Annotated in this window: 24 protein-coding genes; 16 read left to right on the forward strand and 8 right to left on the reverse strand. The window is 61.1% G+C overall.

Annotation, left to right across the window (positions count from 1 at the left end; genetic code table 11):
* The first annotated feature begins 63 nt into the window (after positions 1 to 63).
* From KKQ10_RS06800 to KKQ10_RS06810, 3 genes are read left to right on the forward strand one after another with little or no spacing between them, the layout of a single operon-like run.
* Positions 64 to 1,206, forward strand: a complete 1,143-nt coding sequence (locus tag KKQ10_RS06800; RefSeq protein WP_003229245.1) for an ABC transporter ATP-binding protein — start codon at positions 64 to 66, stop codon at positions 1,204 to 1,206.
* Between the two features lie 35 nt (positions 1,207 to 1,241).
* A complete protein-coding gene (locus KKQ10_RS06805; RefSeq protein WP_215500771.1) occupies positions 1,242 to 2,123 on the forward strand; it encodes an ABC transporter permease subunit in 882 nt (293 codons plus the stop codon).
* Positions 2,120 to 3,010 carry an ABC transporter permease subunit gene (locus tag KKQ10_RS06810; protein WP_095137596.1) on the forward strand — a complete coding sequence of 297 codons (891 nt, stop codon included), beginning with the start codon at positions 2,120 to 2,122 and terminating at the stop codon, positions 3,008 to 3,010. The genes KKQ10_RS06805 and KKQ10_RS06810 overlap by 4 nt, the downstream gene beginning before the upstream one ends.
* Positions 3,011 to 3,101: 91 nt before the next feature.
* Here KKQ10_RS06810 and KKQ10_RS06815 read toward each other — a convergent pair whose 3' ends face one another.
* Positions 3,102 to 3,743 carry an HD domain-containing protein gene (locus KKQ10_RS06815; RefSeq protein ID WP_215500614.1) on the reverse strand — a complete coding sequence of 214 codons (642 nt, stop codon included), beginning with the start codon at positions 3,741 to 3,743 and terminating at the stop codon, positions 3,102 to 3,104.
* Between the two features lie 223 nt (positions 3,744 to 3,966).
* Between KKQ10_RS06815 and KKQ10_RS06820 the strand changes: the two genes are divergently transcribed.
* Positions 3,967 to 4,932 carry a GlxA family transcriptional regulator gene (locus KKQ10_RS06820; RefSeq protein WP_215500615.1) on the forward strand — a complete coding sequence of 322 codons (966 nt, stop codon included), beginning with the start codon at positions 3,967 to 3,969 and terminating at the stop codon, positions 4,930 to 4,932.
* A gap of 132 nt (positions 4,933 to 5,064) precedes the next feature.
* Here the strand turns inward: KKQ10_RS06820 and KKQ10_RS06825 are convergent, their stop codons facing one another.
* Both KKQ10_RS06825 and KKQ10_RS06830 read right to left on the reverse strand, forming a co-directional pair.
* Positions 5,065 to 7,476 (reverse strand): penicillin acylase family protein, encoded by a 2,412-nt coding sequence (locus KKQ10_RS06825; RefSeq protein ID WP_215500616.1) that lies wholly within the window; start codon positions 7,474 to 7,476, stop codon positions 5,065 to 5,067.
* A gap of 102 nt (positions 7,477 to 7,578) precedes the next feature.
* Positions 7,579 to 8,157, reverse strand: coding sequence for a DUF6436 domain-containing protein (locus KKQ10_RS06830; RefSeq protein WP_127647979.1), 579 nt, complete (start codon positions 8,155 to 8,157; stop codon positions 7,579 to 7,581).
* Positions 8,158 to 8,256: 99 nt separating this feature from the next.
* On the opposite strand from KKQ10_RS06830, the gene bipL reads away from it, so the two are divergent.
* Positions 8,257 to 9,207 (forward strand): phospholipase BipL, encoded by a 951-nt coding sequence (gene bipL / locus KKQ10_RS06835; RefSeq protein WP_215500617.1) that lies wholly within the window; start codon positions 8,257 to 8,259, stop codon positions 9,205 to 9,207.
* 100 nt (positions 9,208 to 9,307) lie between these two features.
* On the opposite strand, the gene KKQ10_RS06840 is transcribed toward bipL, so the two are convergent.
* Positions 9,308 to 10,060: a DUF2059 domain-containing protein gene (locus KKQ10_RS06840; RefSeq protein WP_215500618.1), complete on the reverse strand. Its 753-nt coding sequence runs from the start codon at positions 10,058 to 10,060 to the stop codon at positions 9,308 to 9,310.
* Positions 10,061 to 10,168: 108 nt separating this feature from the next.
* Here KKQ10_RS06840 and KKQ10_RS06845 point away from each other — a divergent pair, with 108 nt between their 5' ends.
* A complete protein-coding gene (locus KKQ10_RS06845) occupies positions 10,169 to 10,801 on the forward strand; it encodes a 2OG-Fe(II) oxygenase (protein ID WP_215500619.1) in 633 nt (210 codons plus the stop codon).
* Position 10,802: 1 nt separating this feature from the next.
* Entirely contained in the window at positions 10,803 to 11,288 is a 486-nt protein-coding gene (locus KKQ10_RS06850) for a 2-thiouracil desulfurase family protein (protein WP_127647975.1), read from the forward strand.
* Positions 11,289 to 11,407: 119 nt separating this feature from the next.
* Here the strand turns inward: KKQ10_RS06850 and KKQ10_RS06855 are convergent, their stop codons facing one another.
* Complete coding sequence (locus tag KKQ10_RS06855) at positions 11,408 to 11,977, reverse strand: transporter substrate-binding domain-containing protein (protein WP_215500620.1); 570 nt, start codon at positions 11,975 to 11,977, stop codon at positions 11,408 to 11,410.
* A 134-nt stretch (positions 11,978 to 12,111) separates the two neighbouring features.
* Between KKQ10_RS06855 and KKQ10_RS06860 the strand changes: the two genes are divergently transcribed.
* Positions 12,112 to 12,537, forward strand: a complete 426-nt coding sequence (locus KKQ10_RS06860) for a DUF4399 domain-containing protein (protein ID WP_215500621.1) — start codon at positions 12,112 to 12,114, stop codon at positions 12,535 to 12,537.
* Positions 12,538 to 12,654: 117 nt separating this feature from the next.
* On the opposite strand, the gene serA is transcribed toward KKQ10_RS06860, so the two are convergent.
* A complete protein-coding gene (gene serA / locus KKQ10_RS06865; RefSeq protein ID WP_127647972.1) occupies positions 12,655 to 13,884 on the reverse strand; it encodes a phosphoglycerate dehydrogenase in 1,230 nt (409 codons plus the stop codon).
* A gap of 206 nt (positions 13,885 to 14,090) precedes the next feature.
* Here serA and KKQ10_RS06870 point away from each other — a divergent pair, with 206 nt between their 5' ends.
* The 4 genes from KKQ10_RS06870 (at position 14,091) to KKQ10_RS06885 (ending at position 18,487) form a co-directional block, all read left to right on the forward strand.
* Positions 14,091 to 15,485 (forward strand): D-2-hydroxyglutarate dehydrogenase, encoded by a 1,395-nt coding sequence (locus KKQ10_RS06870; RefSeq protein WP_215500622.1) that lies wholly within the window; start codon positions 14,091 to 14,093, stop codon positions 15,483 to 15,485.
* Positions 15,486 to 15,524: 39 nt separating this feature from the next.
* Positions 15,525 to 16,190 carry a fumarylacetoacetate hydrolase family protein gene (locus tag KKQ10_RS06875; protein ID WP_215500623.1) on the forward strand — a complete coding sequence of 222 codons (666 nt, stop codon included), beginning with the start codon at positions 15,525 to 15,527 and terminating at the stop codon, positions 16,188 to 16,190.
* A gap of 257 nt (positions 16,191 to 16,447) precedes the next feature.
* Positions 16,448 to 17,371 (forward strand): SdiA-regulated domain-containing protein, encoded by a 924-nt coding sequence (locus KKQ10_RS06880; protein ID WP_215500624.1) that lies wholly within the window; start codon positions 16,448 to 16,450, stop codon positions 17,369 to 17,371.
* Between the two features lie 198 nt (positions 17,372 to 17,569).
* Entirely contained in the window at positions 17,570 to 18,487 is a 918-nt protein-coding gene (locus tag KKQ10_RS06885) for an SdiA-regulated domain-containing protein (RefSeq protein ID WP_127647969.1), read from the forward strand.
* A 149-nt stretch (positions 18,488 to 18,636) separates the two neighbouring features.
* Here KKQ10_RS06885 and rpiA read toward each other — a convergent pair whose 3' ends face one another.
* On the reverse strand, positions 18,637 to 19,311 hold the full coding sequence (gene rpiA / locus KKQ10_RS06890) for a ribose-5-phosphate isomerase RpiA (protein ID WP_007965573.1): 675 nt from the start codon (positions 19,309 to 19,311) through the stop codon (positions 18,637 to 18,639).
* Between the two features lie 339 nt (positions 19,312 to 19,650).
* On the opposite strand from rpiA, the gene ilvA reads away from it, so the two are divergent.
* Complete coding sequence (gene ilvA, locus KKQ10_RS06895; protein WP_027610533.1) at positions 19,651 to 21,165, forward strand: threonine ammonia-lyase, biosynthetic; 1,515 nt, start codon at positions 19,651 to 19,653, stop codon at positions 21,163 to 21,165.
* 39 nt (positions 21,166 to 21,204) lie between these two features.
* The gene (locus KKQ10_RS06900) at positions 21,205 to 21,630 is read left to right on the forward strand and encodes a DUF2269 domain-containing protein (protein ID WP_215500625.1); all 426 of its coding nucleotides are present in this window, start codon (positions 21,205 to 21,207) and stop codon (positions 21,628 to 21,630) included.
* A 111-nt stretch (positions 21,631 to 21,741) separates the two neighbouring features.
* Here the strand turns inward: KKQ10_RS06900 and KKQ10_RS06905 are convergent, their stop codons facing one another.
* A complete protein-coding gene (locus tag KKQ10_RS06905) occupies positions 21,742 to 22,398 on the reverse strand; it encodes a histidinol-phosphatase (protein WP_215500626.1) in 657 nt (218 codons plus the stop codon).
* A 143-nt stretch (positions 22,399 to 22,541) separates the two neighbouring features.
* Here KKQ10_RS06905 and KKQ10_RS06910 point away from each other — a divergent pair, with 143 nt between their 5' ends.
* Positions 22,542 to 23,021, forward strand: a complete 480-nt coding sequence (locus KKQ10_RS06910) for an RNA pyrophosphohydrolase (protein ID WP_003229203.1) — start codon at positions 22,542 to 22,544, stop codon at positions 23,019 to 23,021.
* 22 nt (positions 23,022 to 23,043) lie between these two features.
* Positions 23,044 to 25,323: a phosphoenolpyruvate--protein phosphotransferase gene (ptsP, locus tag KKQ10_RS06915; RefSeq protein WP_127647966.1), complete on the forward strand. Its 2,280-nt coding sequence runs from the start codon at positions 23,044 to 23,046 to the stop codon at positions 25,321 to 25,323.
* Positions 25,324 to 25,423: the final 100 nt, after the last annotated feature.

Below are 25,423 nucleotides of genomic sequence, written 5' to 3' on the forward strand. Positions count from 1 at the left end.
CAAACTATCCTGGGTTCGTCCGCGTTGGGCGAACTGCACTCTTTTTTTCTGGGAGTTTCGTAAATGGCAGTTGCCTCCGGCGCCTATAAGAAAGCCCTCGAGGGCGACCAGACACCTAAACAGGTGTTGGTCAAAATCGACCGGGTCACGAAGAAGTTCGACGAGACGATTGCCGTGGACGATGTGTCCCTGGAAATCAAGAAAGGCGAGATCTTCGCCCTGCTCGGCGGTTCGGGATCGGGCAAATCCACGCTGCTGCGGATGCTGGCAGGGTTCGAACGGCCCACGGAGGGGCGCATTTTCCTCGACGGCGTCGACATCACCGACATGCCGCCGTACGAGCGACCGATCAACATGATGTTCCAGTCGTACGCCTTGTTCCCGCACATGACCGTGGCGCAGAACATCGCCTTCGGCCTCAAACAGGACAAGATCCCCAACGCCGAGATCGACGCCCGCGTGGCCGAGATGCTCAAACTGGTACAGATGAGCCAGTACGCCAAGCGCAAGCCGCATCAACTGTCGGGCGGTCAGCGTCAGCGTGTGGCACTGGCGCGTTCGCTGGCCAAGCGGCCGAAACTGCTGCTGCTCGACGAACCGATGGGCGCACTGGACAAGAAACTGCGTTCGCAGATGCAACTTGAGCTGGTAGAGATCATCGAGCGCGTCGGCGTGACCTGCGTGATGGTGACCCACGACCAGGAAGAGGCCATGACCATGGCCGAGCGCATCGCGATCATGCACCTGGGCTGGATCGCCCAGATCGGCAGCCCGATCGACATCTACGAAACCCCGACCAGTCGTCTGGTCTGCGAATTCATCGGTAACGTGAACATCTTCGAAGGCGAAGTGATCGACGATGCCGAAGGTCACGCGACCATCACCTGCAAAGACCTCGACCGGCAGATCTACGTCGGCCACGGCATCAGCACCTCGGTGCAGGACAAGTCGGTCACCTACGCGATTCGCCCGGAGAAGCTGTTGGTCACCGCCGAAATGCCGACCTGCGAGTACAACTGGTCGAGCGGCAAGGTGCATGACATCGCCTACCTCGGCGGTCACTCGGTGTTCTACGTTGAACTGCCGAGCGGCAAGCTGGTGCAGTCGTTCGTCGCCAACGCCGAGCGTCGCGGCCAGCGTCCGACCTGGGGCGACCAGGTTTACGTGTGGTGGGAAGACGACAGCGGCGTGGTACTTCGCTCATGAACATGCGCAAATTCAAACGCCGCCTCAATCGAATAATTCCCGGTGGCCGCCAGATGGTCATCGGTGTTCCCTTCATCTGGCTGTTCCTGTTCTTCATGCTGCCGTTCTTCATCGTCCTGAAGATCAGCTTTGCCGAAGCCGACGTGGCCATCCCGCCGTACACCGAGATCTACACCTTTGCCGAGCAGAAGCTGCAACTGCTGCTGAACCTCGGCAACTACGCGATGCTGGGCGACGACGAGTTGTACATCGCCGCGTACCTCGGCTCGCTGAAGATGGCCTTTTTCAGCACGCTGTTGTGCCTGCTGATCGGCTACCCGATGGCCTACGCCATCGCCAGCGCCCGCAAAGAGCTGCAGACGGTGCTGGTGCTGCTGATCATGATGCCGACCTGGACTGCAATCCTGATCCGCGTGTATGCGTGGATGGGCATCCTCAGCAACAACGGCCTGCTCAATGGTTTCCTGATGAGCATGGGCTTTATCGATGAGCCGCTGCAGATCCTCAACACCAACCTGGCGGTCTATATCGGCGTGGTCTATTCGTACCTGCCGTTCATGATCCTGCCGTTGTACGCCAACCTGGTGAAGCACGACCACAGCCTGCTGGAAGCCGCTTCCGACCTCGGGTCGAGCACCTTCAACAGCTTCTGGAAAATCACCATTCCGCTGTCCAAGAACGGGATCATTGCCGGCTGCATGCTGGTGTTCATCCCGGTGGTGGGCGAGTTCGTGATCCCGGAACTGCTCGGCGGTCCGGAAACCCTGATGATCGGTAAAGTGCTCTGGCAAGAGTTCTTCAACAACCGCGACTGGCCGGTAGCGTCCGCCCTGGCGGTGGTGATGCTGGCGATCCTGATTGTGCCGATCATTCTGTTCAACCGCAGTCAGGCCAAGGAAATGGAGGGCAAAGAATGAAGAACTTCCGTTTCTCCAGCCTGATGCTGGTACTGGGTCTGTTGTTCATCTACGCGCCGATGCTGATCCTGGTGATCTACTCGTTCAACGCCTCGAAACTGGTGACGGTGTGGGGCGGCTGGTCGATCAAGTGGTACGTCGGCCTGCTCGACAACACGCAACTGATGGGCTCGGTGCTGCGCTCGCTGGAAATCGCCTGCTACACCGCTGTCGCGGCGGTGGCGCTGGGTACGCTGGCAGCCTTCGTGCTGACCCGCATCACCCACTTCAAGGGCCGCACGCTATTCGGTGGTCTGGTCACCGCGCCGCTGGTCATGCCTGAGGTGATCACCGGTCTGTCGCTGTTGCTGCTGTTCGTGGCGATGGCGCAGATGATCGGCTGGCCGCAGGAACGTGGCATCGTCACCATCTGGATCGCCCACACGACGTTCTGTGCCGCGTATGTGGCCGTGGTGGTGTCGGCGCGTCTGCGTGAGCTGGACCTGTCGATCGAAGAGGCAGCCATGGACCTCGGTGCACGGCCGTGGAAGGTGTTCTTCCTGATCACCATCCCGATGATCGCGCCATCGCTGGCAGCGGGCGGCATGATGTCGTTCGCCCTGTCGCTGGACGACCTGGTGCTGGCGAGCTTCGTCTCCGGCCCGGGTTCTACCACCCTGCCGATGGAGGTGTTCTCGGCGGTGCGTCTGGGCGTGAAGCCGGAGATCAACGCCGTGGCCAGTCTGATTTTGCTGGCGGTATCGCTGGTGACGTTCCTGGTGTGGTTCTTCAGCCGCCGTGCCGAAGAAGCGCGCAAGAAAGCCATCCAGCAAGCCATCGAAGAAGGCGCTGCCGATTCGTGGAAGCAACCGGACGTGCGCCGCGCGCCTGCGCCGGAAGCGGCTTAACAGGCAAAAAGATCGCAGCCTGCGGCAGCTCCTACAGGGATTGCATTCCAATGTAGGAGCTGCCGCAGGCTGCGATCTTTTGCTTTTGGGCTCAGGAAATCCACGGAGATTTACGGATGACCTCAACGAAGTTCATCGGCTTGAACCCCGGCTCCTGATCCACCAGCACATCGGCCTTCACATTGCCGAACGTCGTGTGCGGGCGATGGCGCAAGCCGTCGGCAAACGCGCAGATGATGCATTCCTTGAAACCTTCCCCGCGTGGATGTGCATGCACCACCGCCTCGCGCTGGGTGCTGCTGAACGCCGCGTAGTCCATGCCCAGCACGTCCATCTCGACCCCGGCAGTCACCAGCGCTACGGTCGGCCGCAGATGCTTGGGCACCCCCGGCGTAGTGTGCAGGGCAATCGACAGCCAGACCTGTTCGATATCGTCATCGCTCAAACCGTACGGCTTGAGGAACGCCGCTGCCGCATTGGCGCCATCCACTTCAAAACGCTCGTCAGCGCTGCGATAGCCTTCGACCAGCCCGAGGTCGTGGAACATCGCGCCGACGTACAGCAACTCCGGGTTGTAGGCCAGTTGCTGGCGCTCGCCGCTCAACGCACCGAACAGAAACACCCGGCGCGAGTGGTGGTAGAGCAGGTCGGATTCGATGTCGCGAATGTACTCGGTGGTAGCCCGGGCCAACGCGCTGTCAGGAATTTTGATGCCGGCAATGGTCGTGCTCATCTGAGAGTCCTCGTCGAAAACGCCGTTGTGGCGCCGATGGACAAAGTCTGTTCCCCGAGGCCGTAAGCGGACAATCAACGCATGGCTGCGATCCTTGCCAATCGACCTGCAAATCGTGCCAAGCTAAAAAGATCGCAGCCTTCGACAGCTCCTACAGTTGTCCACATTCCCCTGTAGGAGCCGCAGGCTGCGATCTTTTGCTCTTGAAAGGGAATCCACAGTCATGAACAAAACCGTCGCCATCGTGGTGTTCCCCGGCGTGCAGGCGCTGGATGTCAGTGGGCCGATGGATGTGTTCGCCGAGGCCAATCGGTTTCTGCCGCCCGAGGATCACTATCGGCTGGAGGTGATTGGTGTCGAGCAGGGCCCGATGGCCTGTTCCAACGGTTTGAACCTCAGTGCCCATCGGCATTTCAGCGAGGCGCTCGACGCCTGGGACTTGCTGTTGGTGGCCGGTGGGTCGCAGTTGCCGTTCATGGATTTTGGCCGCGTGTTCGATGCCTGGCTGCGCGAAGCCAGCGCCCGTGCGCGGCGTTTCGGTTCGATCTGCAACGGTGCGTTCATGCTGGCGCGGGCGGGGCTGCTGGAAGGGCGCACCGTCACCACCCACTGGAATGATGCCGAAGCCTTGGCGCAGTTGTGTCCATCAACCCGGGTCGAGGTCGATCGCTTGTATGTCGAGGACGGCGCGCTCTACACCTCGGCCGGGGTCACGGCGGGGATCGATCTGTCGCTGTACCTGCTGGCCTGTGATCACGGCGCCGAGGTGGCGCTGAGCGTGGCCAGGCGCCTGGTGGTGTTCACTCAGCGCTCGGGCGGGCAGTCGCAGTTCAGCCCGTTCCTCACGCCGCATGCGGAGCCGACGTCGGCGGTGGCGATGGTGCAGTTGTACGTGTTGGCCAATCTCACCGGCGATCTGGCGATTGCCGATCTGGCGAATGCGGCGAACATGAGCGCGCGTAACTTCTCCCGGGTGTTTGCCCGCGAAGCCCGGGTCACTCCGGCGGAGTTCGTCGAACAGGCGCGGGTGGATGCGGCGCGGGTGATGCTTGAAAGCACCACGGCGCCGTTGAAGACCGTGGCGTATCAGTGCGGGTTTCGTGATGCGCAGCACATGCGCAGTGTGTTCAACCGCCGGCTGGGCGTGACACCGCAGCAGTTTCGGCTGAATTTTGCGCTGGTGCTCTGAGAGATGTATTGGGTTGAAGGGCCTCATCGCGAGCAGGCTCACTCCTACAATTAACCGCGTTCCCTCTGAAAAAATGCGATCAACTGTAGGAGCGAGCCTGCTCGCGATAGGGCCAGACCGGCCAGCACAAAACTACTGGGCAGCCCTTGCCGGCAACAGCTTCAAGGTACTGCGGGTGTTGGCCGTCACTTCTTCCTCGCTGAAGTGCGCCTGCACATACATCCCCTCGACGTACGCCTCGGCCTGATCGTCATAGTGGCTGTCGAACGGCACGCCGCTCTGGCCGACCGGGTTGATGGTCAGGCTGTGCGCCGGGTCGGCGAAGTCCACCAGGCGCCGCGTCGAAGGTCCGTAAGTCACCGGCCATGGCGCCGGGCCGAGCTTGGCCGAGAGGTTGTTCGGTACTTCATGGCTGCCTGGCGCGGCGAATGGCCCGACGTTGACGATGCGGTCCAGTGGCTTCTGTTGCCCCAGTGGATGACCGTGGGTCAGGGTGTGCGCCGTGCCCCATTGCCAGGCGGACGGGGTGTCACCGAGGGTCTGTTTCAGGTGCGTCATGCTTGCCTGCCACGCCGCTTTGACGATGTCGGCACGGGTCTCCTTGTTCGGTGTGTCGCGGTTGTCCCACCACGGCGAATCGGCGTTCGCTGCCAGGCGCGGCAGGGCGGCATCGATCACCCGGGTCGGCAGTAGCGTTTCGAAGAAGTCGTTGCCCAGCTCATCGCGCATGGCCGCATCGGCGAGGTCGTAGAGGAACTGGTTGAACACTGTGGCGCTGACCGAATCCAGCGGATAGTCGCCTTGCCACTGTGCCAGTTGCTCGACCAGTTTCAGTTGTGCCGGATCGCTCACCACTTCCCGTAGCACCGGCAGCAACGGCGCCAGCGTGCGCGGGCCGTAAGCGGTGGTGGTGCCCAGTTGCAGCTTCTGGTTGGCCTCGTTGCTCCACTTCACATTCTTGTCGCTGAGCTGGCGGTTGAGCTGCTGACCGCGATCGGCCAGGTTGTAGTAACCGGGAATCTCCATCCCGGTCGGCGACAGCGGCTGGAAGTTGGCTGAGACGATGTAGCCGCGCGCCGGGTTTTCTTCCTGCGGGTTGGCGCTGAACGGGTAGTAGCCGTCCTTGTCCGCCTGATTGCTGCTGCCGTCGAGAATGAAGGCCGGCTTCACCCCGGCAGGGCGTTTGGGCAGCAACGCCGAGGCCCACCAGGCGATGTCGCCCTTGGCATTGGCGTAGACGATGTTCAGCCCCGGTGCCTGCACCTTGGCCGCTGCCGCGCGGGCCTTGGCCAGCGTGTCGGCGCGGTTGAGCTGATAGAAACCTTCGAGGATCGGGTTCGGCGTTTCGAGGAACGCCCACCACATCGCGATCGGTGTTTTGCCGGCAGCGGTGCCCAGCGCGTCGTTGACGATCGGGCCGTGGGGCGACTGGCGCAGGGTGAGTGTCACCGGTGCCTGGCCCTTCACCGCGATCTGCTGCTCGGTGCTGACCAGATCGGTCCACTGGCCGTGGTACCAGACCTGATTGGGGTTGTCCGGGTTGACCTTCTCGGCGATCAGATCCAGATCGTCGTTCTGGAACATGGTCAGGCTCCAGCCGAAATCCAGGTTGTGCCCGAGAAATGCGAATGGCACCAGCGCCTGATGGTGGCCGTACAGTTCAAAGCCCGGCGCCGACAGTTGCGCCTCGTACCACACCGAAGGCACCGAGAAGCGAATGTGCGGGTCGCCGGCCAGCAACGGTTTGCCGCTCTGGCTGCGGCTGCCGGCGATCACCCAGGCGTTGCTGCCTTCGAATTGCGGCAGGCCGTTTTCGATCAGCGCCTGCTCGCTGAGGCGGGCGAGGGCGTTGAGGTCTTTCCAGTCGCCGGCGGCGAGGGCTGGTGTCGGGTTGGCGCGACCTTTGGCGAGCACGCCCTTGGGCTGCCAGTCGAGGTCGAAGACGTTGAGGTAATCGGCACCGAGTTGATCACGCACGTAGGTCAGCAGCGGTTCGGTGCGAAACGCGGCGGCAAAGCTGTAGGCCATGTAACCGGCGACGCTGATGCTGTCCTCAGCCGTGAACGGCCGCTTGGGGATGCCCAGCACGTCGAACTCGACCGGTGCAGCGTGGCTGTCCTGATATTGGTTGATGCCGTCCAGATAGGCTTGCAGGGCCTTCCACGCCGGTGACTGCTTATCGAGACTGGCGACATAACTGACGGCGCGTTCGCGGATGCGCAGGCTGCGGAACAGTTTGTCGGTGTCGAGCAGCTTCGGCCCGAGCACTTCGGCCAGTTCGCCGCGCGCGAGACGGCGCATGGCTTCCATCTGGAACAGGCGGTCCTGGGCATGCACGTAGCCCAGGGCGCGATAGAGGTCGGTTTCGTTTTCGGCGCGAATGTGCGGTACGCCACGCTCGTCGTAACGCACGGTCACCGAACCTTGCAGGTTGCGCAGCTCCACCTGGCCCTGACGCGTTGGCTGTTTGCTGTAGACGTACCAGCCGACGCCAGCGAGCAGGACAACGATGAGCAAGGCAAGAACGGTGAAGACGCGTTTCATGGTGACTCCTTGTGCATGCGGGATTGCCGCCCGTCGGGCTGCAAACAATTAGCACAGACTTTGCGTGCCGTGCATCGCTGTCCTTGAAAAGTCTGGAATGCCTTACTGCACCACCACCGGCCACGGACAATAGCAACCGACCGCCAGGGTGTGCGTGGCGTTGACCGGGCGATCATCCATCAGCGCGTTGAGGATCGGTTCGATAAAACTGTTGCTGGAGTTACAGGTCAGGCCTTCGCTGTAGGGGCCGAAGTACGCCAGTTTGCCGCTGCGGTCCCAGATCGCCACGGCGGGGCTCGCCGGCACTTGCTCGGCGCCAGGCAGCACGGCGATGGTTTTCAGGTTGCTCAGGGGGGCGGGCAACTGGCCGTGGCTGCCAGCCCTTTGCACCGCGAAGAATTCCACGCCGCGCGGGCCGAACTGCTCGACCATTTCCGTCAGGTGCTGTTGATTGCCGACGTTGCACGGGCAGGCCGGGTCCCAGAAGTGCACGAGACGGATTTTGCCAGGGCCGGCCAGTTCATCGGGCAGGCGCAACGGATCACCGGAAAACACCGCCGTGTGCTGACTGAACGCGCGCAGATAACGCCCTTGAAACCAGTCGTACGCCGCCCACAGCACCCCGGCACACACAAGCGCGAGCAGGCTGGCAAACAGTGCGGTGCGGTAGGGCGAGCGCATGGTTTTCGATCCCGAAGAGGTGGGCTAGCTTGCCATGCTTGCCGCAACAGATGAATATCGCAGACCGATAAAGTCTGTTTACCGCTCTGGAATACCCGCATGCCTGACACTTTCGATGCCGATCATTTACGCGCCAGCCTCAAGCCTTTGGCCCAGTGGCAGCCGTTGTCGGACGAGGCGAAGGCGTATCAGCGGTTCTACCAGACCGACTTCCCCGAGCGTGATGTCTGGCGCGGCATGGGCCGTTTCGAGGTGGACGGTTATGAACTGGTCAGCCATTGCTGGTGGCCGGAAAAGGTCAAGGGCACACTGTTTCTGCTGCACGGTTTTTACGACCATACCGGGCTCTATCGGCATGTGATCGAGTGGGCGCTGGATCAGGATTTTGCCGTGATCGCCTGCGATTTGCCGGGGCATGGCCTGTCGAGCGGAGCGCGGGCGAGCATTCGCGATTTCTCCGAATATCAGGACGCGCTGCAGGCGTTGTTCGCCGAGGCCAACTCGATTGCCCTGCCGCAACCCTGGCACCTGTGCGGGCAAAGCACCGGTGGTGCGATCGTTGTCGACCATGTGCTCAACCATGGCGAGCACAGTCCGGCGCAAGGTCATTTGATTCTGTTGGCGCCGCTGGTGCGTCCGCGTGCGTGGGGTTGGTCGCAGCTCAGTTATTACCTGCTGAGACCTTTCGTGCGGGGCGTCACCCGGCGCTTCAGCGAAAACTCCAACGACCCGGCCTTCCTGCCGTTCCTGCAGGCCGATCCGTTGCAGCCCAAACGCTTGCCGACGGCGTGGGTCGGCGCACTGTCGCGGTGGATCATCCGTGTGGAACACGCGAAAAAAAGTCCGCGACGGCCACTGATCATTCAGGGGCAGGCGGACATGACCGTGGACTGGCAGCACAATTTGCAGGTGATGAAATGGAAGTTCGACCGGCCACAGATTCTGTTGCTGCCGCAGGCGCGACATCATCTGGCGAACGAGACGCTGGAGATGCGTGAAGAGTATTTCGAGTTTCTGAACAAGCGGATCAGAGGGCGGAATCTTCAGTGATTCCGAGGGCCTCTTCGCGAGCAAGCTCGCGCCCACAGGAGACCGCGATCAAATGTAGGAGTGAGCCTGCTCGCGATAGGGCCCTGTCAGGCGATAAAGATCACTGACCCAAGCTCGAAGAGCTTTGCCCCACCGCCAGTCCCGCCCGAATCGCCGCCAGCGCCGCCTGATAATAAGCCTTGCCCTCGGTGGACTCGGCAAATGTCGCGAACTGCTCCAGTTCGTCATCCGACAGATCACGATAAACGTAGAGCAATGTGTTGTTCATGTCGGCGCCGATCTGATCCATCAGGCGCTGACGCTGACCGTTCAGCATGCCTTGCGCCTGACCACCGCCGAGCAGGCCGGGAATCATCGAACTCAAACTGTCCGCCGCCACGCCGGCAATCGCCAGGCTGACTTCGGCGCCGGCCTCGCGCGCCGGCAGCGCTTGCGCCAGATGGCCGATGATCAGCAGGCGGCTGTCGCTGGCCTGCATCTTCGGCAGGCCTTTGGCGTTCTTCGCCAACTGATCGCGACGGGTCGCCAGCAGCTCGGCAGCGACGATCTTGCGGCCCAGCGGTGACTGGAAGAAGGTCAGCGCCGGTTGTGGATCGGCAAGGTGCTGGCGCAGCTGCGCTTCGGCACGCTGATCCATGGCCTGGGGGGCGAAGCGCTGGTTGCTGTTGTTGACCAGGGCTTGAAACACCGCAGGCGGCAGGTTGTTCTGGTAGCGCTGTTGCGCGGCGCTCAGGGCATCATTGAAATGCGCACGTTGATCTGGCCAGCCGGCGATCTTGTACAGCTGATCGTGGCCGTCCGCCCAGGCGGGCAAAACGCAGAACATCAACAGTGAAAAAAGCAAACGGCGCATAGGGACTCCTGTCAGCAGCGGACTATTCTCCGTGCGGTGCCGGTACTTGTCGAGAATTCGTAGCAAGCCGCTGCGTGGCTCTGTCGGATTTCTTGCCGCGGGCATACTATGCGCGCCATGCAAATATCCTCTGAACACCCGCTGCTGTTACGCATCGTCGACGACCTGGCCGAACATGGCTGGTCGCAGCAGAACATTTTCCTGCCCGCGGGTTTGACCCGTGAGCTGGCGGCCGAGTGCCGCAAACGTGAGGCCGAGGGTGAACTGGCACCGGCGGCGGTGGGCCGTGAGCCGTTTTCGGAGATTCGCGAGGGGATTCGTGGCGACCACATCCAGTGGATCGACCCGGGGCAGGCCGAAGCCAGCGACCGTTATCTGAACCTCATGGACAGCCTGCGCGAGGCGCTCAATCGCGGGTTGTTTCTGGGGCTTGAGGATTTCGAGTGCCATTTCGCCCTCTATCCGCCGGGCGCGTTTTACCGCAAACACGTCGACCGCTTCCGCGACGACGATCGGCGCATGGTCTCGGCGGTGATCTACCTCAATGACGGCTGGCTGCCGGAAGACGGTGGCCAGTTGCGCATGTATCTGGGCGAAGACCGGGTCCATGACGTGCAACCCACTGGCGGCTGTCTGGTGGTGTTCCTCTCTGGCGAAGTGCCGCATGAAGTGCTGCCGGCGAACCGCGAACGCCTGTCGCTGACCGGCTGGTTCCGTCGCCGTGGCAACGAGCCGTTCTGAGATGCAGAAGATTCTGGTCAGCCGCTGCCTGCTGGGCCACCGCGTGCGTTATGACGGCGGGGCCAGCGGGCCGTTCGATCTGCTCGAACAGTGGATCGGCGAAGGGCGCGTGGTGCCGCTGTGCCCGGAAGTCGCCGGTGGTCTGCCAACCCCACGTGCAGCGGCGGAAATCCCGGGCGGGCAGGGCGCTGAAGTGCTTGATGGCAAGGCAGCGGTGATCACCACCGAGGGTGAGGACGTCAGCGCACAGTTTCTCGATGGCGCGCGGCAGGCGCTGGCGTTGGTGCAGAAGCACGGCATTCGGGTTGCGGTGCTCAAGGCCAACAGTCCCTCTTGCGGGAATTTGTTGACCTATGACGGGACGTTCAGTGGGGTGAAGGTCTCCGGTGAGGGCGTGACGGCGGCGCTGCTCAAACGCCATGGGGTGCAAGTCTTCAGCGAACTGGAGTTACTGCAAGCCGCACGGGCCCTGACGCAACTCGACTAAACGCCCACCGCAAATCTCATGTAGGAGTGAGCCTGCTCGCGATAGCGGTGTGTCAGTTAACGATTATGTCGACTGACCTGACGCCATCGCGAGCAGGCTCACTCCTACAGGTGTTGAGTTCACTCGGGTTTGGTGAGCCACTTCTCCGACAACGCCGCCAGGCGTCCGTCGGCCTTGATCCGCTGCAACGCCCCTGCAAGGCTCGCCTGAAACGCCGGATTACCTTTCTGAAACGGAATCGCCAACTCCACTGGCGTACTCTCTTTCGGCTTCTCTTGCGTCAACGCCTGCACCAGCACCATAGGTCGTGGCTGCTCGTCCTTTTTCGCCAGCAGCTGCGAGTCGACCTTGCCGTAGGCCTCGCTGAAATCGAAACGATCCTTGAGTTCAGGTGTCAGTGCTATGTGATTGAGCGCAACGTCGTACTTGCCGCTTTCAACGCCCTGGAGCAAGTCTGCTTCGTCAGTGACGATGAAGTCGGCACGCACATCCAGCTCGTTGGCCAGTTGTTGCCCCAGCTCGACCTCGAACCCCGTGAGTGTGTCGCCGTCCTTGAAATTGAAGGGCGGTGTATTAGCCTCAAGGGCAATGCGCAACTCGCCACGGTCGTTGACGTCATCAATCAGTTCGGCGTGAGCCAAAGGGCTCAAAAGGGGTAGCAGGCAGATCAGGCCAGGCAGAAAACGCATGGTCACTCCTTTGAAATCATTATGGCGGCCGGTTTTTCTGGCGCGCTTTGCTATGGTTGACGAGGGCCTTCGACAACGAATGGTCATGAAGTTGTCATGACCACGCGGATTTTACGGAAAAACTGGAGAAGAAAATGAAAAGCTTTATGTCACGTGCAGCGTTGGCGGGTGTGCTGATGGGTGTTTCGGTGTTGGCCAGTGCCGCCACACCGGCCCCGAAAGGCGCCGAAGTGTTCATCGTTTCTCCCGAGGATGGGGCCACGGTGTCTCAGGAGTTCAAGGTCAAGTTCGGTGTCAAGGACATCGCGCTGGCACCGGCCGGTGATGTCACCAAAAACACCGGCCACCACCACTTGCTGATCGACGTCGACAAGCTGCCGGCGGCGGGTGCGCCGATCCCGAATGACGCGAACCACATGCACTTCGGCAAGGCGCAGACCGAGGCCACGATCAAACTGGCACCGGGCAAGCACACCCTGCAGCTGGAGCTGGGCGACAGTGGTCACATGCCGTTCGATCCGCCAATCGTCTCGAAGAAAGTCACCGTCAACGTCGAATAAAAAAGGGAGCCCTTCGGGGCTCCCTTTTTTATCGCTGCAAGCTTCAAGCTGCCAGCCTCAAGTTAAAGCAAAAGCGAACATCACTTGCCGCTTGTAACTTGAGGCTTGTAGCTGCTCTTAGAAGAGTACACGGCTACGGATAGTACCGTTGACGTGTTGCAGCTTCTCTTGCGCCAGCTCCGAGTACTCGGCGTCGACGTCGATCACCACGTAACCGACTTTCTCGTTGGTCTGCAGGAACTGACCGGAGATGTTGATGCCGTTTTCGGCGAAGACCTTGTTGATCTCGCTCATCACACCCGGGATGTTCTCGTGGATGTGCAGCAGGCGGTGCTTGCCAGGGTGAGCCGGCAGGGCCACTTCCGGGAAGTTCACCGACGAAACGGAGGTACCGTTGTCGCTGTACTTGACCAGTTTTTCCGCCACTTCCAGACCAATGTTGGCCTGCGCTTCGGCGGTCGAGCCACCGATGTGCGGGGTCAGGATCACGTTGTCCAGGCCACGCAGCGGGCTTTCGAACTCTTCGTCGTTGGAGCGTGGCTCCACCGGGAACACGTCGATAGCCGCGCCGATCAGGTGCTTGTCCTTGATCGCGTCCGCCAGGGCGTCCAGCTCGACCACGGTACCGCGCGCGGCGTTGATCAGGATGCCGCCCTTCTTGATGGCGCGGATTTCCTTCTCGCCGATCATCCACTGAGTGGCAGCGGTTTCCGGAACGTGCAGGGTAACGATGTCGGACATGGCCAGCAGCTCGTGCAGGTTGCCGACCTGAGTGGCGTTGCCCAGCGGCAGCTTGGTCACGGTGTCATAGAAGAACACCTGCATGCCCAGGCCTTCAGCCAGAACCGACAGCTGCGTACCGATCGAGCCGTAGCCGACGATGCCCAGTTTCTTGCCACGGATCTCGAAGGAGTTGGCTGCGGACTTGATCCAGCCGCCACGGTGGCAGGAAGCGTTTTTCTCAGGGATGCCGCGCAGCAGCAGGATGGCTTCGGCCAGCACCAGTTCCGCTACGGAACGGGTGTTGGAGTACGGCGCGTTGAACACGGCGATACCGCGCTCGCGGGCAGCACTCAGGTCAACCTGGTTGGTGCCGATGCAGAAACAACCGACCGCTACCAGCTTCTTCGCGTGATCGAAGATCTCTTCGGTCAGTTGGGTGCGCGATCGAATGCCGATGAAGTGAGCGTCAGCGATCTTTTCCTTGAGCTGGGCTTCCGGCAGGGAGCCTGTCAGGTATTCGATGCTGGTGTAGCCCGCCGCCTTGAGGACGTCGACAGCCGATTGGTGGACGCCTTCGAGAAGAAGGAACTTGATCTTGCTCTTATCGAGAGAAGTCTTGCTCATCTGCGTAAACCTGTATCCCGGAGAAAAATGGCAGGGAGGGGAGCAGCCTGGAGCTGACCCGGACGACAAGAATGTCGTCACCGCAGAACTGGCCTTGGGCACTGGCCTGCGGGGTCGGTATGCTAGCATAGCCACCCCGCGAAACACTCATTCCTGCGACGTGAAGCGTCTTCAGGATGACCATGAATAGTTCGAGAGTTCTGTCGATGACCAATCCTGTCCTGATTGATGAACTGAAGACCCTGGTCGAGCCTGGCAAGGTCCTGACCGACGCCGACTCTCTGAATGCGTACGGCAAGGATTGGACCAAGCACTTCGCCCCCGCGCCGAGCGCCATCGTGTTTCCCAAGACCATCGAACAGGTGCAGGCCATTGTCCGTTGGGCCAACACCCATAAGGTAGCGCTGGTGCCATCCGGCGGGCGAACCGGGCTTTCTGCCGCCGCCGTGGCCGCCAATGGCGAAGTGGTGGTGTCGTTCGACTACATGAACCAGATTCTCGACGTTAACCTCACCGACCGCACCGCCGTTTGTCAGCCGGGTGTGGTCACCGAGCACTTGCAGAACGTCGCCGAGGAAAACGGCCTGTACTACCCGGTGGATTTCGCTTCGGCCGGTTCCAGCCAGATTGGCGGCAATATCGGCACCAATGCCGGCGGAATCAAGGTGATTCGCTACGGCATGACCCGTAACTGGGTCGCCGGCATGAAAGTGGTCACCGGCAAGGGCGACGTGCTGGAACTGAACAAAGACCTGATCAAGAACGCCACCGGTTACGACTTGCGCCAGTTGTTCATCGGCGCCGAAGGCACCCTCGGTTTCGTGGTTGAAGCGACCATGCGTCTTGATCGCGCACCGAAAAACCTCACTGCGATGGTCCTCGGCACCGCCGATTTCGACTCGATCATGCCGGTGCTGCATGCGTTCCAGGGCAAGCTCGACCTGACCGCGTTCGAATTCTTCTCCGACAAGGCCCTGGCCAAAGTGCTGGGCCGTGGCGATGTGCCGGCGCCGTTCGAAACCGACTGCCCGTTCTACGCGCTGCTGGAGTTCGAAGCGACCACCGAAGAAGTGGCCAACAGCGCCTTGGAAACCTTCGAGCACTGCGTCGAGCAGGGCTGGGTGCTGGACGGTGTGATGAGCCAGAGCGAAACCCAGCTGCAGAACCTGTGGAAGTTGCGCGAGTACATCTCCGAAACCATCTCGCACTGGACACCGTACAAGAACGACATCTCGGTCACCGTGTCGAAAGTGCCAGCATTCCTGGAGGAAATCGACGCGATCGTCGGCGAATACTATCCAGACTTCGAAATTGTCTGGTTCGGCCACATTGGCGACGGCAACCTGCACTTGAACATCCTCAAGCCGGATAACCTGAGCAAGGACGAGTTCTTCGCCAAGTGCGCGACCGTCAACAAGTGGGTGTTCGAAACCGTCGAGAAGTACAACGGTTCGATCTCCGCCGAGCATGGCGTGGGCATGACCAAGCGCGATTACTTGACCTACAGCCGCTCGCCGGTCGAGATCGAATACATGAAAGCCGTCAAAGCGGTGTTCGACCCGAACGGCATCATGAACCCGGGCAAGATTTTCGCGGTTTGATTGGCAATCACTTGAATCAATGAAGGCAGGAGTCGGTAAATGAGCTATCAGCACCAGTATGTCGACGGCACGCGCATTCACTTCCCGATCGGGAAAGTGGTGTGCATTGGCCGTAATTACGCCGAACACGCCAAGGAACTGGACAATCCGGTGCCTACCGAGCCGTTGCTGTTCATCAAACCGGGCAGTTGTGTGGTGCCGCTGGAAGGTGGTTTCAGCATTCCGACCGCGCGCGGTTCGGTGCATTACGAGGCGGAAATCGCCGTATTGATCGGCAAGCCACTGTCGACCAAGCCGAGCCGCGAAGAAGTGCTGGACGCGATCTCCGGTTTTGCCCCGGCGCTGGACCTGACCCTGCGCGACAAACAGGCCGAGCTCAAGTCCAAGGGCCTGCCGTGGGAAATCGCCAAATCGTTCGACGGCGCGGCGGTGATTGCACCGTTCGTGGTCGGCAGCACCTTCGCCGACCTGACCGACATTGGTATCCGCCTGACCATCAACGGTGAAGTGCGCCAGGACGGCAACAGCAGCGCGATGCTCAACCCGATCGTGCCGATGATTCAGCACATGGCCGGCTGCTTCTCGCTGCAGGCCGGCGACGTGATCCTCACCGGTACGCCGGTGGGCGTCGGGCCGCTGAACGTGGGCGATGACATCGTCCTCGAACTGGTTGGCGCGAGCAGCTTCACCAGCAGCGTACGCTGATTCACGTAATACCCCTGTAGGAGTGAGCCTGCTCGCGATAGCGGTCTGTCAGTCAACGAAAATGTCGACTGACCCGACGCCATCGCGAGCAGGCTCACTCCTACAGTTGTTCTGTGTCGCGGCTCGCAAAGCCGCACGACAATCCCGCCATTTGCCGTTTTTTTCACATCCTGTCCGGATAATTCCTCTCATTCTGGCGTCTGAGCCGGCCTCTTTGTGCTATTACCCATAGCCTGAATTTTCGGAACGCGTCCCTGATGTCAGCTCAAACCCAGCTCAATCCTCCTCGTCGCTCACGTTTTGCCCTGCGCTGGTATGTCTGGCTGTTGCTGGTGCTCGCCGCCGCTTATGGCCTGGCGTTCGCCATGCATTGGGATGACCGTGGCCTGCTCTGGGTGCGTGAGCGTTTCGAGAGCCAGACCGAGCAGAAGGCGAGCATCTGGTTGCCGGATTATCGGGCGGTCATCGACGGCAAATTGCTGCCGGGCATGGAAAAGGACGAGGCTTCGGACCTGTCCTACAACCCGCAGACCAAAACCCTGTTTTCAGTGATGGGCAAGAATCCGTTCCTGGTCGAGCTGACCCTCCAGGGTGATGTGCTGCGCAAGATGCCGCTGGTGGGCTGGACCAACCCGGAAGGCGTGACCGTGATGGAAAATGGCCTGCTGGCGATCGTCGATGAGCGCGAACACCTGCTGACCATCGTCAAGGTCGATGCCAACACCCGTGAACTGAATATCGCCGACTTCCCCAAATACGACCTCGGCCCGTCGAAGAACCAGAACAAGGCGTTCGAAGCGATCACTTGGGATCCGCGCAACCAGCAGTTGCTGCTGGGCGAAGAGCGACCACCGGCGCTGTTCACCTGGAAAAGCGACGGCAGCCAGACGCTCAAGGGCGACAAGCAGAAGCTGGCCAGCGATGAACTGGATATCCGCAACCTCTCGGCGCTGGCAATCGACCCGCGTACGGGCCACACCCTGGTGCTGTCCGCCGACTCGCACCTGCTGCTGGAGCTGGACGAGAAGGGCGATCAGGTCAGCTTCATGACCCTGCTCGGCGGCTTCAACGGTTTGAAGAGCACCATTCCCCGCGCCGAAGGCGTGACCATGGACGACGCAGGTACGCTGTACATGGTCAGCGAGCCGAACCTGTTCTATCGCTTTGAAAAACAGAAATAAAAGCCTTTCACCGGTCCTCATGTAGGAGCTGCCGCAGGCTGCGATCTTTTGATTTTGTTTTTAGAATCAACGTCAAAAGATCGCAGCCTTCGGCAGCTCCTACAAGGTTCTGTTGTGGCCAAGGGCAAGTGGCCATTAAGCTTCAGTTCAGACAGGCGTGATATTTCATCCGCCTGTTTTGATCCCGAGCCTGCCCGAATGCGTCGACTTGCCCGTCCCAAGCCCCTGTTTGTCATCCTGTCAGTGATGGCCCTGATCGCGTTGATCGCGATCGGCCAATACCTGCGCCTGTTCGAGCGCGCCTGGTTCAATTTGCACACCCTGTGGCAGCCGTTGAGCAGCCAGGCCATCGGCCTGGATCAGTACCGGGTTGAGGTCGAAGCCAGGGTCATCGATGGTCTGAACGACGATGTCTCGGCGCTGACCTACGACCCGGTGCGCCACAGCTTGTTCACCGTGACCAACAAGAATGCCGAACTGGTCGAACTGTCGCTCGAAGGCAAGATCCTGCGGCGCATCGCGCTGATCGGTTTCGGCGATCCGGAAGCGGTGGAATTCATCAGCGCCGACACTTACGTGATCACCGACGAGCGCCAGCAACGTCTGATCAAGGTCCATCTGGAACAGGACACCGCTTTCCTCGATGCGGCGGACGCTGAGCAAATGACCCTCGGCGTGCACATGAGCGGCAACAAGGGCTTCGAAGGCCTGGCGTATGATTCGGTGGGCAAGCGTCTGTTCGTGGCCAAGGAGCGTGACCCGATGCTGATTTATGAAGTGCACGGTTTCCCGCACTTCAATCCGGAAAAGTCCTACGCGGTACACGTGATCAACAACCCCAAGCGCGATGCCGGGATGTTCGTGCGCGATCTGTCGAGCCTGCAATACGACGAGCGCAGCGGTCATTTGCTGGCGCTGTCTGACGAGTCGGGGCTGATTCTGGAACTGGACGTGGACGGGCGCCCGCTGAGTACCTTGTCCCTGAACAAGGGTCGGCAGGGCTTGCAGAAACGCGTGCCGCAGGCTGAGGGCATTGCAATGGATGATGACGGGACGCTGTATCTGGTGAGTGAGCCGAACCTGTTTTACGTCTTCAAGAAGCCTGCGCAAAACTAACCAGCACCCAAAAACCAATGTAGGCGTGTGCCTGCTCGCGATAGCGGTGTGTCAGTCGACATCAATATCAACTGACAGACCGCTATCGCGAGCAGGCTCACGCCTACAGGGGGGATTTCATCTGCCCATGAGGTGGGGGCAGTCTTGGCTTACTCAGCCTTAAGGGTTTTCACGCCTTCGCTGGTGCCCAGCAACAGCAGATCCGCCGGACGCGCGGCGAACAGGCCGTTGGTGACGACGCCGACGATCGCGTTGATCTGCGCTTCCAGTTCCACCGGGTTGGTGATCTGCAGGTTGTGCACGTCGAGGATGATGTTGCCGTTGTCGGTCAGCACGCCTTCGCGGTACACCGGGTCGCCGCCCAGTTTCACCAGCTGACGGGCCACGTGGCTGCGGGCCATCGGGATCACTTCGACCGGCAGCGGGAATTCGCCCAACACCGGTACCAGTTTGCTGGCGTCGGCGATGCAGATGAAGGTCTTGGCCACCGCCGCGACGATCTTCTCGCGGGTCAGGGCCGCGCCGCCGCCCTTGATCAGGTTCAGGTGCTCATCGCTTTCATCGGCGCCGTCGACGTAGAACTCCAGGTCGCTGACGGTGTTCAGTTCATACACCGGAATGCCGTGGCCCTTGAGGCGCGCAGCGGTGGCTTCGGAGCTGGCGACCGCGCCATCGAACGCGCCCTTGTGCTGGGCCAGTGCATCGATGAAGCAGTTGGCGGTGGAGCCGGTGCCGACCCCGACGATGCTCTTGTCGTCGAGTTTCGGAAGGATGAAGTCGACGGCGGCCTGAGCCACTGCCTGTTTGAGTTGATCCTGGGTCATGCGGGCTCCGGAAGCGGGCAAGGGAAGAACGGAAAGGCCGGCATTATAGGCCCGAGGGGCGAGGCAGGTCATTGCCCGATTGGCAGACAGCAGAAACATCGGCGCCGGCCTGCTTTTGTGGCGAGGGAGCTTGCTCCCGCTGGAGCGCGAAGCGGTCCCCAGCATTCGTTCTGACAGATCGCGTACTCAGGTTTTACGACTGCTGCGCAGCCGAGCGGGAGCAAGCTCCCTCGCCACAATGGCGTTCCACGGGCTAAAACCACCTGTTTAGTGTGGTCGTCCGGCTGAAAGCCGGGTTAGACTCCTTGGCCCTGCCCAACCGCTCAGTGATGCTTTCCGATGCTCGAACAGTACGTCAAAAAGATCCTCACCTCGCGCGTTTATGACGTTGCCGTAGAAACCCCGCTGCAGAACGCTCGCCAGCTCTCCGAGCGGCTGGGCAATGACATCTGGCTCAAGCGTGAAGACTTGCAGCCGGTGTTCTCGTTCAAGATTCGTGGCGCCTACAACAAGTTGACCCAACTGACCGACGAAGAGCGCGCCCGTGGCGTGGTCACCGCGTCGGCGGGCAACCATGCGCAGGGGCTGGCGCTGGCGGCGAAAGTGCTGGGCGTGAAAGCGACCATCGTGATGCCCAAGACCACCCCGGAGATCAAGGTCGAGGGCGTGCGTTCGCGCGGCGGCAAAGTGGTACTGCACGGCGATTCGTTCCCGGAAGCGCTGGCCTACTCGCTGAAACTGGTCGATGAAAAGGGCTACGTCTACATCCACCCGTACGATGATCCGCACACCATTGCCGGGCAGGGCACCGTGGCGATGGAAATTCTGCGTCAGCACCCGCAACCGCTGGACGCGATCTTCGTGCCGGTCGGTGGCGGCGGTCTGATTGCCGGTATCGCGGCGTATGTGAAATACCTGCGCCCGGACATCAAGGTCATCGGCGTCGAGCCGGACGACTCCAACTGCCTGCAAGCGGCCATGGCTGCCGGTGAGCGCGTGGTGCTGCCAACCGTGGGCATCTTTGCCGACGGCGTGGCAGTGGCGCAGATCGGCCAGCACACCTTCGACATCTGTAAGGACTACGTCGACGAAGTGATCACCGTCAGCACTGACGAGATCTGCGCGGCAATCAAGGATATCTACGACGATACCCGCTCGATCACCGAACCTGCCGGCGCCTTGGGCGTAGCCGGGATCAAGAAGTACGTCGAGTTGCGCGGTGTCAGCGGCCAGACTTTCGTGGCCATCGACTCCGGGGCCAACGTCAATTTTGACCGTTTGCGCCACGTCGCCGAACGCGCCGAGCTGGGCGAGGGCCGCGAAGCGATCATCGCTGTGACCATTCCTGAGCAGGCCGGCAGCTTCAAGGCGTTCTGCGAAGCCATTGGCAAACGCCAGATCACCGAATTCAACTACCGCTACAACACCGGCAGCGAAGCGCACATCTTCGTCGGCGTGCAGACTCACCCGGAAAACGACCCGCGCAGCGCGTTGCTGGCAAGCCTGACCGAGCAAGGTTTCCCGGTGCTCGATCTGACCGACAACGAGTTGGCCAAATTGCACATTCGGCACATGGTCGGCGGGCATGCGGCGCATGTCATCGATGAAGTGGTGTTCCGTTTCGAGTTCCCGGAGCGCCCGGGTGCGCTGTTCAACTTCCTCAACAAACTCGGCGGGCGCTGGAACATTTCGATGTTCCATTACCGCAACCACGGCGCGGCGGATGGCCGGGTGGTTGCCGGTCTGCAAGTACCGCACGACGAGCGTCATCTGGTACCGGCGGCGCTTGAAGAAATCGGCTACCCGTATTGGGATGAAAGCGAGAACCCGGCCTATCAGCTGTTTCTTGGCTGAGCGGCTACGCTGATGGGCAGGCCATAAGGAAATCGAACAATGGAAACGTTAACCGCCCTGAAAGTGGCGCACATGGTGGCGACGGTGGTGTTGCTGGCCAGTGCACTGGGTCTGGGGATCTGGGTTTTTCTGGCGAAGCGCAAAGGTGATGCAACAGCGGGAAGCCGTACCTTGCAACGGCCCCGGGTGTTCATCTGGCTGTTGATGGGGCTGGCGCTGTTGAGCATGCCGTTCACCGGCTGGGGGATGGTGCATCTGGTGGGCTGGCCGCTGGGGCAGACCTGGCTGCTGGCCTCCAGCTTGCTGTACACCGTGGCGGCGCTGGCGTGGTTCTGGCTGCTGGTGCGTTTGAATCGCCTGCGCAAGGCGCCGGGTGGGGTGGGGCGGTTCAGCTTTGCCTTGGCGTTGTTCAGTTTTGTCTGCTTTATCGCCATTGCCGGGTTGATGGGGGCCAAGCCTGTTTAAGGCTGGAGACCGCGTTGACCCCATTCGCGAGCAGGCTCACTCCTGCAGTGACCGCATTCCAGAGTTGGAACTCGGTCAATTGTCGGAGTGAGCCTGCTCGCGATAGCGATATCAGCTCCGCAGCGAGATAACCGGCCAGCCACGCTTCTCGGCTTCAGCGCGCAGATTCGGGTCCGGATCGACAGCGACCGGGTTCGCCACCTGCTCCAGCAGCGGCAGGTCATTCATCGAATCGCTGTAGAAATAGCTGTCATCCAGCGAATGCCCGGTCTCATCCAGCCAGCGATTGAGGCGTGTCACCTTGCCTTCGCGGAAGCACGGAATGTCGGTGCTGCGCCCACTGTAGCGGCCGTCGATCATTTCGCATTCGGTGGCGATCAGGGTTTCGACGCCCAGACGCATGGCAATCGGTCCCGTCACGAAGCGGTTGGTGGCGGTGATGATCACCAGTTTGTCGCCGGCCTCACGGTGCTGTTCCAGCAGGTCCAGGGCCTTGGGCAGCACGATCGGCTCGATGCAGTCGCGCATGTAATCGTTGTGCCACTGATCGAGCACGGCCATTTCGGTACGGCCGAGGATTTCCAGGCAGAAGTTCAGGTACGCGGCGTTATCCAGCTTGCCGGCCAGGTAATCCTGGTAGAACTCGTCGTTGCGCGCCTTGTACGCCACCGGATCGAGGAAGCCGCGTTCGCACAGATAATCGCCCCAGGCGTGATCACTGTCGCCGCCCAAAAGGGTGTTGTCCAAATCGAATAGAGCCAGGCGCATTGCAGTTACCCGCTGAAAAGTCAGTAAAAAGGCGACAAGAATACGGTCTTTTCACAAGAGTGCACATAAGGTAGGAACCTTCGTTGCCGCCTTATCAACCTTTGTGGAACAATGCGGCGACATGCGTTTGCGAGGTTGTTGCCGTGATCGACCCCGATGGTTTCCGCCCCAATGTCGGGATCATTCTGACGAATGACGCCGGCCAGGTGCTATGGGCTCGCCGTATCAATCAAGATGCCTGGCAGTTTCCGCAGGGGGGAATCAATCCCGAGGAGACGCCGGAAGACGCCTTGTACCGCGAGCTGAACGAAGAAGTTGGCCTGGAACGTGAAGATGTTGAAATACTGGCCTGTACCCGGGGCTGGTTGCGCTATCGTTTGCCGCAACGTCTGGTGCGTACTCACAGCCAACCGCTGTGCATCGGCCAGAAGCAGAAATGGTTTCTCCTGCGCCTGATCTCCAACGAGCAGCGGGTGCGGATGGATTTGACCGGTAAACCGGAGTTCGATGGCTGGCGCTGGGTCAGTTATTGGTATCCGTTGGGCCAGGTGGTGACATTCAAGCGCGAGGTGTATCGACGCGCCCTCAAAGAGCTTGCCCCGCGCCTTTTAGCGCGCGACTGACGACGGAGTTCGACCCCGAGCCATGCTCAATACGCTGCGCAAGATCGTCCAGGAAGTTAACTCCGCCAAGGATCTCAAGGCGGCGTTGGGGATTATTGTGTTGCGCGTCAAAGAGGCCATGGGCAGCCAGGTCTGCTCGGTCTACCTGCTTGATCCCGAGACCAACCGCTTCGTCCTGATGGCCACCGAGGGCTTGAACAAGCGCTCGATCGGCAAGGTCAGCATGGCACCCAACGAAGGTCTGGTGGGTCTGGTCGGCACGCGTGAAGAACCCCTGAACCTCGAAAACGCCGCGGATCACCCGCGCTACCGCTACTTCGCCGAGACCGGTGAGGAGCGCTACGCCTCCTTCCTCGGGGCGCCGATCATTCACCACCGCCGCGTCGTCGGCGTGTTGGTCATCCAGCAGAAAGAACGCCGCCAGTTCGATGAAGGTGAAGAAGCCTTCCTCGTGACCATGAGTGCGCAGCTTGCCGGGGTTATCGCCCATGCCGAGGCCACCGGTTCGATCCGTGGCCTGGGCCGTCAGGGCAAGGGCATTCAGGAGGCCAAGTTCGTCGGCGTGCCGGGTTCGCCCGGGGCTGCGGTCGGTACGGCGGTGGTGATGTTGCCGCCGGCGGACCTGGACGTCGTCCCGGACAAGCACATCACCGACATCGACGCCGAACTGGCGCTGTTCAAGACTGCCATCGAAGGCGTGCGTGCCGATATGCGCGCGTTGTCGGCCAAACTGGCGACCCAGCTGCGCCCGGAAGAGCGCGCGCTGTTCGACGTCTACCTGATGATGCTCGACGATGCCTCGCTGGGCAGCGAAGTCACCACCGTGATCAAGACCGGCCAATGGGCCCAGGGCGCGCTGCGCCAAGTGGTTACCGATCACGTCAATCGTTTCGAACTGATGGACGACGCCTACCTGCGCGAACGTGCGTCAGACGTCAAAGACCTCGGCCGTCGCCTCTTGGCGTACCTGCAGGAAGAGCGGCAGCAGAACCTGGTCTACCCGGAAAAAACCATTCTGGTCAGCGAAGAGCTGACGCCGGCGATGCTCGGCGAGGTGCCGGAAGGCACGCTGGTCGGTCTGGTTTCGGTACTCGGTTCGGGTAACTCCCACGTCGCGATCCTGGCCCGGGCCATGGGCATCCCGACGGTGATGGGCCTGGTCGACCTGCCGTACGCCAAGGTCGACGGCATCGAGATGATCGTCGACGGGCATCGCGGCGAGGTCTACACCAACCCCAGCGACGTGCTGCGCAAGCAGTTCGCCGAGGTGGTGGAAGAAGAGAAACAACTGGCGCTGGGCCTCGACTCCCTGCGCGATCTGCCGTGCGTGACCCTCGACGGTCACCGCATGCCGCTGTGGGTCAACACCGGCCTGCTGGCCGATGTGGCGCGCGCACAGAAGCGCGGCGCCGAAGGTGTCGGCCTGTACCGCACCGAAGTGCCGTTCATGATCAACCAGCGCTTCCCGAGCGAAAAGGAACAACTGGCGATCTACCGCGAGCAGCTCGCCGCGTTCCACCCGCAACCGGTAACCATGCGCAGCCTGGACATCGGCGGTGACAAGTCGCTGTCGTACTTCCCGATCAAGGAAGACAACCCGTTCCTCGGCTGGCGCGGGATTCGCGTGACCCTCGACCACCCGGAAATCTTCCTGGTGCAGACCCGCGCCATGCTCAAGGCCAGTGAAGGCTTGAACAACCTGCGGATCCTGCTGCCGATGATCTCCGGCACCCACGAACTCGAAGAAGCCCTGCACCTGATCCACCGGGCCTGGGGCGAAGTGCGCGACGAGGGCACCGACGTTCCGATGCCGCCCATCGGCGTGATGATCGAGATTCCGGCAGCGGTGTACCAGACCAAGGAACTGGCGCGGCAGGTGGACTTCCTGTCGGTCGGCTCCAACGACCTGACCCAGTACCTGCTGGCGGTAGACCGCAACAACCCGCGGGTAGCCGATCTCTACGACTACTTGCACCCGGCGGTGCTGCAAGCCCTGCAAACCGTGGTGCGCGATGCGCATGCCGAAGGCAAACCGGTGAGCATCTGCGGTGAAATGGCCGGTGATCCTGCGGCGGCGGTGCTGTTGATGGCAATGGGCTTCGACAGCCTGTCGATGAACGCCACCAACTTGCCGAAGGTCAAGTGGATGCTGCGTCAGATCAATCTGAGCAAGGCCAAGGATCTGCTGGCGGAACTGATGACCATCGATAACCCGCAAGTTATCCACAGCTCGCTGCAACTGGCGCTGAAGAATCTCGGGTTGACGAAGATGAATCCGCCAGCGGTCAACAAGGCTCTCTAAAAAGCTGCTGGCCCTGTGGCGAGGGAGCTTGCTCCCGCTGGAGCGCGGAGCGCTCCCAATTCGGTCAATGAGGTTCTTCAGAGAAATCGCATTGGCTGGA

This window comes from Pseudomonas sp. MG-9, assembly GCF_018729515.1.
GTDB lineage: Bacteria > Pseudomonadota > Gammaproteobacteria > Pseudomonadales > Pseudomonadaceae > Aquipseudomonas > Aquipseudomonas serboccidentalis.